We start from the raw sequence: 8,044 nt of genomic DNA, 5'->3' as shown, positions 1-8,044 counted from the left end.
GGAGCTGAAGTCAGTCGAAGATACCAGCTGGCTGCAACTGTTTATTAAAAACACAGCACTGTGCAAACACGAAAGTGGACGTATACGGTGTGACGCCTGCCCGGTGCCGGAAGGTTAATTGATGGGGTCAGCGCAAGCGAAGCTCCTGATCGAAGCCCCGGTAAACGGCGGCCGTAACTATAACGGTCCTAAGGTAGCGAAATTCCTTGTCGGGTAAGTTCCGACCTGCACGAATGGCGTAATGATGGCCAGGCTGTCTCCACCCGAGACTCAGTGAAATTGAACTCGCTGTGAAGATGCAGTGTACCCGCGGCAAGACGGAAAGACCCCGTGAACCTTTACTATAGCTTGACACTGAACATTGAGCCTTGATGTGTAGGATAGGTGGGAGGCTTTGAAGTGTGGACGCCAGTCTGCATGGAGCCGACCTTGAAATACCACCCTTTAATGTTTGATGTTCTAACGTGGACCCGTAATCCGGGTTGCGGACAGTGTCTGGTGGGTAGTTTGACTGGGGCGGTCTCCTCCTAAAGAGTAACGGAGGAGCACGAAGGTTGGCTAATCCTGGTCGGACATCAGGAGGTTAGTGCAATGGCATAAGCCAGCTTGACTGCGAGCGTGACGGCGCGAGCAGGTGCGAAAGCAGGTCATAGTGATCCGGTGGTTCTGAATGGAAGGGCCATCGCTCAACGGATAAAAGGTACTCCGGGGATAACAGGCTGATACCGCCCAAGAGTTCATATCGACGGCGGTGTTTGGCACCTCGATGTCGGCTCATCACATCCTGGGGCTGAAGTAGGTCCCAAGGGTATGGCTGTTCGCCATTTAAAGTGGTACGCGAGCTGGGTTTAGAACGTCGTGAGACAGTTCGGTCCCTATCTGCCGTGGGCGCTGGAGAACTGAGGGGGGCTGCTCCTAGTACGAGAGGACCGGAGTGGACGCATCACTGGTGTTCGGGTTGTCATGCCAATGGCACTGCCCGGTAGCTAAATGCGGAAGAGATAAGTGCTGAAAGCATCTAAGCACGAAACTTGCCCTGAGATGAGTTCTCCCTGAGACTTAGAGTCTCCTGAAGGAACGTTGAAGACGACGACGTTGATAGGCCGGGTGTGTAAGCGCAGCGATGCGTTGAGCTAACCGGTACTAATGAACCGTGAGGCTTAACCTTACAACGCCGAAGATGTTTTGGCGGATGAGAGACGATTTTCAGCACTGATTCAGAGTTGAGTACGCAATAATTTGCGCAGCAGCAAGGCGGCAAGCGAAGGAAAGGAAGGAGCATACAGAAGTATGTGACTGACTTTACGAGCGCGGGCAACGCCGCTGATGCGATAAAGAATTGCGTACAGAGCACAAAGAATTTGCCTGGCGGCACTAGCGCGGTGGTCCCACCTGACCCCATGCCGAACTCAGAAGTGAAACGCCGTAGCGCCGATGGTAGTGTGGGGTCTCCCCATGCGAGAGTAGGGAACTGCCAGGCATCAAATTAAGCAAACGGCTCAGTCGAAAGACTGGGCCTTTTGTTTTTGTCTGTTTCTGCCGGATGGCGGCTCCACCTTATCCGGCCTACAGGAATTATCCCGCCTACGAAGCTGGTGCTCTTGTAGAACCGATAAGAGCACAACCCACCCAATCGTTAACGATGAACTATCCTTTACACGTGCTTATATAAGCAGTGAGGATTTTCATTGGCTATCAAACCTTTTAACTACCAGCAGGACTTTTCCAGCATCGACTTCCGCCAGCAGCCTGAATTGTATCAGGTTGGACGAGGCGAGCAGGGGGTGCTACTGGTTGAACCCTACAAAAGCGAAATTCTTCCTTTCTGGCGCTATAAAGATAAAGCATCGGCGATGAAATCCGCAGAGCAAATCTACCAGTTGTTCGAAGCTTACCGGCAGCAGGATGATTTCGTTGGTATGGACATGGCGCGTAAATTTATTCAGATGGGATACACCCGCGCCAGGCGATACGCTAACTATAAAGGCGGTAAAAAGTATGCCGAAGACGGCAGCCTGAATACACGGGGTAATGATCCTATTAAGGCCGCGGCGGCAACGGTTTTCAAAGGTTGGTGGGATAAAATTCGTCAGGACGAAGACTATCTGAAACGGAAACGCCAGCATCAGGCACGGTGGGGATAAAAATTAGCAAACAAATAATTAACACTTTATTTACTTTTTGGTCTCGCGTAATCTGAATCTCCAAAATAAAAGGCCGATTAAGCCTGGCAACAAGGAGAACAGTATGGCAGAAATTATTCAGCGTATAGATAAAAACAACGCTGAGGCTCCGGAGATGCGGCGGCGCATATGGGCTATCGTGGGGGCCTCTTCCGGAAACTTAGTGGAATGGTTTGATTTCTACGTCTATTCTTTCTGCTCGCTCTATTTTGCACATATCTTCTTTCCTTCTGGTAATACCACCACTCAGCTTTTGCAAACAGCAGGCGTCTTTGCCGCCGGTTTTTTAATGCGGCCTATCGGTGGTTGGCTGTTTGGACGCATTGCCGATCGACGCGGGCGCAAAGCCTCAATGTTGATTTCGGTGTGCATGATGTGCATGGGGTCGCTGGTGATTGCCTGCTTACCTGGTTACGATACCATCGGCACCTGGGCACCGGCGCTGCTACTTATTGCAAGGTTATTTCAGGGGCTCTCGGTAGGGGGAGAGTATGGGACCAGCGCGACATATATGAGTGAAGTTGCGCTTGAAGGTCGTAAGGGATTTTTCGCCTCGTTTCAGTACGTTACGCTTATCGGTGGCCAACTACTGGCATTGCTGGTCGTTGTGATTTTGCAGCAGGTTCTGGAAGATGCTGAACTTCGTGCCTGGGGATGGCGTATTCCCTTTGCGCTGGGCGCCGTGCTGGCGGTTGTGGCGTTATGGCTACGTCGCCAGCTGGATGAAACCTCGAAGCATGAGACTCGCGCATTAAAAGAAGCCGGTTCGTTGAAAGGTTTGTGGCGTAATCGCAAAGCCTTTTTGATGGTGCTTGGTTTCACCGCGGCAGGCTCGCTGTGCTTTTATACTTTCACCACCTATATGCAGAAATATCTGGTAAATACAGCAGGTATGCATGCCAATGTCGCCAGCGGCATTATGACGGTCGCGCTGTGTGTTTTCATGTTGGTACAGCCGTTATTCGGCGCGTTATCCGATAAGATTGGCAGGCGCACTTCTATGCTATGTTTTGGCGCGCTCGCGACGCTTTTCACCGTTCCAATTCTCTCCGCGTTGCAGAATGTGACGTCGCCTTATGCCGCATTTGCTTTAGTGATGTGCGCGCTATTGATTGTGAGTTTCTACACCTCGATTAGCGGGATCCTGAAAGCGGAGATGTTTCCGGCGCAGGTTCGCGCCCTGGGCGTCGGTTTATCTTACGCGGTAGCAAATGCGTTATTTGGCGGCTCTGCGGAATATGTCGCGCTGTCGCTAAAATCTGTCGGTATGGAGAGTTCATTCTTCTGGTATGTTACCGCGATGGCCGTTCTGGCTTTCCTGGTTTCGTTGATGTTGCACCGTAAAGGAAAGGGCTTACGCCTTTAGTATCGCGCCATTTGCCAGATAGCGTAACCGGTTGTCGCGCCAGCGACATCCCAGACAAAATCTTTCCAGCTCCAGCCGCTGCCTTCCGGGCGGCTGTCCCAGAGTTCTTTTGAGGCTCCGAGACTCAAAGAAAACATCAGCCCTATCGCTGCGCTGCGGTCAGGGCTTACTCCCTGGTGACGCGCATACTCATTACCGGCTGCCGATAGCATCGCTGATGCCATAAAATGCTGGGCTTTATCCTGACCGCTCCAGCGGTCGTTAGCCAGATGGCTGCACCCGGAGAGAAACAACACCGTAAAAGGAATCAACACGCGCACCAGTTCACTCCTAAGAGAAAACCCCGTACAGGACGGGGCTTCGATTACAGGATACGGCTAATTAATCTGTCGATGCGGATCCGGCGCAGACGGCGAATCAATTTACGCACTTTTATCGGATAGTCGGCAATGCTCTGCAGGTCACGATAATGTTTTACGATGGTTGTGTGCGTTCGGATAAGTTCCAGCTCTTTTTCCCGCTGAGGGGCAAGCTCCTGCTTAGGATCGTGGATCAGAATGGCGTTTTCCAGATCCAGACGCCAGGCGCGGGGATTCAGATTGTTGCCGGTGAGTAGCATCCATTTATCATCTACCCACATCCCTTTCAGATGATAGGTATTGTCGTCATCTTTCCACAGACGCACCACAAGCTGATCGGTATTGACGTAATACTGTAAACGGCTCAGGAAGCGGCGCAGGTTAATCTCATAGAGATAGGGTAACGCGCCAATGATCTTGAACGGTTCATCTTCCGGAATGTAAAAATCATTCGCGGTTTTATCGCCAACAATGATTTCGACTTTCTTTCCGTCGCGCAGTAGCTGAATAATATTCCGCACCAGCACCGCTGGTAGATTGAAATAAGGGGTACAAATGGTGAGCTTATGCTCCGCACAGGGCATGAGATGGAAAATGGTTTTGTTCAGCAGACTGGATTTTCCAAGCCCGACCAGCGGCGTAACGGAGAGCTGCTCGTCATTAGCGTCACCCTGAAAATGATATGACGCATCACGCAGCTCCTGACGGTATAAGCGGATATCGTTTTTAATCTCCGGGCTTTTCGGCCGCTGGGTATTATCCAGACGATTCACACCACGACCATTCATCAGATTTTGCGTCACCCAGTCAAACATGATGTCTGCCATTTGCCGATTGCGAATCAGCTGGTAGCGATCGTAGCGATATTTGTCATGCTGATGGAGATAGACATCGTTCAGGCTGGCGCCGCTGTACAGGACGCTATCATCAATGATAAAGCCTTTAAAATGCAGTACGCCAAGCGCTTCTCGCGTATTAATCGGTACGCCGTAAACCGGGACATCAATGCCGGGGTTTTCCTGCGCCAGTCGGCAATACCAGTCTGCATTGGTATTCGAGGCCGCTGCGCCAATGCGCCCGCGTTGCGCGCGATGCCAGTCGACCAGCACCCTCACGTCCAGTTCAGGACGCTGCCGTTTAGCCGCATAGAGCGCGTCGAGTATACCTTTACCCCCATCGTCCTGTTCCAGATACAGGGCAACGATACAAATACGCTGCGTCGCGCTGGCGATTTTCTCCAGCAGTGTCTCCCGAAAAGTAGCAGGAGTATAAAAGAAATCTACATCATCAACTGACTGAGAAATCTTAGGGAGTTGGGCAAGGTGTTGTTGATGTTTATTACGCTTAAATTTTGACAACATCACAGTGCATTTCTTCTCTGTTCATTGAAGGGTCCTCTGTGCTATGCAGACGACATAAGCGAGCAATAATAACATCAGTACCCGTTAAAGTGGTCAACATTTCCAGTACATTACTCACGATTCATCACATTTGGCCAGATTCAGCGTCAATCCCACGATGCCCTCGTCGAGCTGAATATCGACCTGAAATCCCAGTTTTCTGGCCAGCGCGACCATGCCGCGATTGTTCGGCATCGTAATACCGTTCAGCCGCTTCAATCCGTGATCGCGAGTATAGGCAATCAATTTCTCCATTAAACGGCGTCCTAAACCCAACCCTTTGAGATCTGAACGCACCAATACGGCAAACTCGGCATCTACGTTGTCAGGATCGGAGATCGCGCGCGTTACGCCGAGGATCTCTTCAGCGTTGTCCATCCGCCTCACGGCCACAAAGGCCATTTCTCGATCGTAGTCGATCTGCGTCATGTTGGCTAAATCTTCATGGGTGAATTCGTTGATCTCGCTGAAATAACGGTAGTAAAGATCCTCTTTGGTGACCTGTGCGATGAATTGTCGTAGCTGGGGCTCATCTTCCGGCAGGATAGGACGGAACAGGCAGCGATCGCCATTTTTCATCTCCACCCACTCTTCAAGCTGGTGGGGATAGGGGCGTACCGCAAGTCGACTTTCGTTATCGCCATCAAACGGGGCAATATCCAGCGTCACATCCAGCGCGGTAAACTCACTGGCGGAAGCCAGCAGCGGATGGATATCCAGACGCTGAATTTCCGGGCAGTCGACAATCAGGTTTGAAACCTGGACCAGCAGCTGGCTTAAACCGACAATATCCAGCGGACGCAGCGCGCTACGGGCGCGAATTTTCCGCTGTTTAATGCCCTGAATCACCAGATAGCGCGCCAGATTCATGTTGAGCGGCGGCAGCGCGACGACCGCCTGCTCTTCCGGACGCCACTCTACGCCGCCTTCACCCAACATAATCAAAGGACCAAACACCGGATCGTGCTCGACCACCACTCGAAGCTCCTGCGCGCCGGCGCGGTTAGCCATGCTTTGTACCAGCAAACCGTGAATCCGCGCCTGCGGCCAGGCCATCTTTACACGATCGAAAATGGCGTTCGCGGCCTGTTGTACCTCGCTTGCGGTCCGCAGGTAAAGCATGACCCCCTGAACTTCAGATTTATGCGGAATGTCGGGCGAGCGCAGCTTGAGAGCTACCGGATAGCCTATCTGTTCGGCGATATGCACCGCTTCAGCGCTGTCGCTGGCAATCCAGGTTGGGAGCGTGTGCAGCCCATAGGCGTGTAAAATCGGCTGTACTTCATGGGTATCCAGTGAGGCGGCGCCTTCCGCAATCGCCCGCTGTAACAGATTATGCGCCTCAGCGGTATTGGACGTCAGGTTACTCGGCAACGCTGGCGTTTCCCGCAGTTGCTTCTGGTTACGCCGGTATTCCACCATATGCATAAACGCGGTAATCGTGCCTTCCGGCGTACGGTAGGTTGGTAATCCGGCTTCGCTGAATAGCCGTCTTGCCTCCTGAGACGAGAACTCGCCGCACCAGTTTGTCAGCAGCGTAACAAACTTGCCTCTGGGGTGGCGCTTAATCGTCTCGATCAGAGCATGGGCGCTTTCCGTACCCGGCGCGGCAGCGCTGGGAGAGTGGATAACCATAAGCGCGTCAAAATCCTGACTGGCGAGCAGGATATCCAGCGTTTTGACGTAATGTTCGCTGCTGGCGTCATCACACAGATCCAGCGGATTGGCAATATCAATGTGCGGGGGAAGCGCCTGCCGTAGTTGCAGGCAGGTCTCTTCGCTCAACGTCGCCAGCTTGCCGTTACGCGACCACAACTCATCTAACGCCAGCGCGGCAGGCGCGGCGCCATTGCTGATAATCATCAGTCTGTCGCCGCGTAGCGGACGCATATGGCTCAGTGTTTCGACGGCGGAAAAAAGCTCGTGCGTATCCTGGACTCGCAGCAGGCCTGCGCGCTGGATGGCCGCATCCCACGCAGGGTCCATTCCCGCGCTGGTATTAAGTAAACGCTGGGCTGCCGGGCTTCGGCCGCTTTTAATCACCAGAATCGGTTTGTTACGTGAAGCGCTACGGGCGGCGGAAACAAAACGGCGGGCGTCGCTTAACTGTTCCAGATAGAGCAAAATCGCGCTGGTCTTGCTGTCGCGCGCCAGATAGTCCAGTAGTTCATCGACATCAATATCCAGGCTATCGCCCAGCGCGATAAAGTAGGAAAAGCCCATTTCACGCTGTTGCGCCCAGTCAAGAATGGTATTGGACACGGCGGCAGACTGGGAAATAAAAGCGAGCTTGCCCTGTTTAATCGGGACGGGAGAAAAGCTGGCATTCAGCCCTTGCCACGGCGCGAGGAGCCCAAGACTGTTTGGACCCAGCAGACGCATTTTATAATGCCGGGCACAGACAAGAAGTTCTTCATGTTGCGACGTGGGAGCAGAAAGGATAATGCACGTTTTACACCCTTTCGCGCCAAGCGCGTCCAGTAACGCCAGGTTACGGCTGGCGTTAGTGCATAAAATAGCCAGATCGGGGGTGAAAGGAAGACTGGCGATATCCGGCCAGGCCATGACGCCTAAAACGGCTTTCCAGGCGGGCGTCACGGGAAGGACGGGGCCATTGAATCCGCCCGCCAACAAGTTACGCATCATCAGGTAACCCGCGCGGTGGGGCTTCATTGATGCGCCAATCACCGCGATCGATTTTGGTCGCAGTAGCGCTTCCAGTCCTTGCTGGCTCAT

General features: G+C 52.8%; 5 protein-coding genes and 2 rRNA genes. 4 read left to right on the top strand and 3 right to left on the bottom strand.

Annotated features, from left to right (window positions below):
• The 4 genes from ACLJPQ_RS15270 to ACLJPQ_RS15255 all read left to right on the top strand — a co-directional run.
• A 23S ribosomal RNA gene (locus tag ACLJPQ_RS15270) occupies positions 1-1,168 on the top strand; the annotation flags it as partial.
• 196 nt (positions 1,169-1,364) lie between these two features.
• A 5S ribosomal RNA gene (rrf, locus tag ACLJPQ_RS15265) occupies positions 1,365-1,480 on the top strand.
• Between the two features lie 208 nt (positions 1,481-1,688).
• Positions 1,689-2,144, top strand: a complete 456-nt coding sequence (locus ACLJPQ_RS15260; RefSeq protein WP_000985658.1) for a DUF4385 domain-containing protein — start codon at positions 1,689-1,691, stop codon at positions 2,142-2,144.
• A gap of 103 nt (positions 2,145-2,247) precedes the next feature.
• Complete coding sequence (locus ACLJPQ_RS15255; RefSeq protein WP_000807818.1) at positions 2,248-3,549, top strand: MFS transporter; 1,302 nt, start codon at positions 2,248-2,250, stop codon at positions 3,547-3,549.
• On the opposite strand, the gene ACLJPQ_RS15250 is transcribed toward ACLJPQ_RS15255, so the two are convergent.
• From ACLJPQ_RS15250 to pat, 3 genes are all read right to left on the bottom strand, one after another.
• Entirely contained in the window at positions 3,546-3,869 is a 324-nt protein-coding gene (locus ACLJPQ_RS15250; RefSeq protein WP_001264478.1) for a YfiM family lipoprotein, read from the bottom strand. The genes ACLJPQ_RS15255 and ACLJPQ_RS15250 overlap by 4 nt on opposite strands.
• A gap of 44 nt (positions 3,870-3,913) precedes the next feature.
• A complete protein-coding gene (pssA, locus tag ACLJPQ_RS15245; protein WP_000949286.1) occupies positions 3,914-5,269 on the bottom strand; it encodes a CDP-diacylglycerol--serine O-phosphatidyltransferase in 1,356 nt (451 codons plus the stop codon).
• 114 nt (positions 5,270-5,383) lie between these two features.
• A complete protein-coding gene (gene pat, locus ACLJPQ_RS15240) occupies positions 5,384-8,044 on the bottom strand; it encodes a protein lysine acetyltransferase (RefSeq protein ID WP_080184803.1) in 2,661 nt (886 codons plus the stop codon).

The sequence above is a fragment of the Salmonella sp. SAL04213 genome, from assembly GCF_046550535.1.
Classification (GTDB): Bacteria; Pseudomonadota; Gammaproteobacteria; order Enterobacterales; family Enterobacteriaceae; genus Salmonella; species Salmonella enterica.
This window is presented reverse-complemented; position numbering and strand designations above follow the sequence as displayed.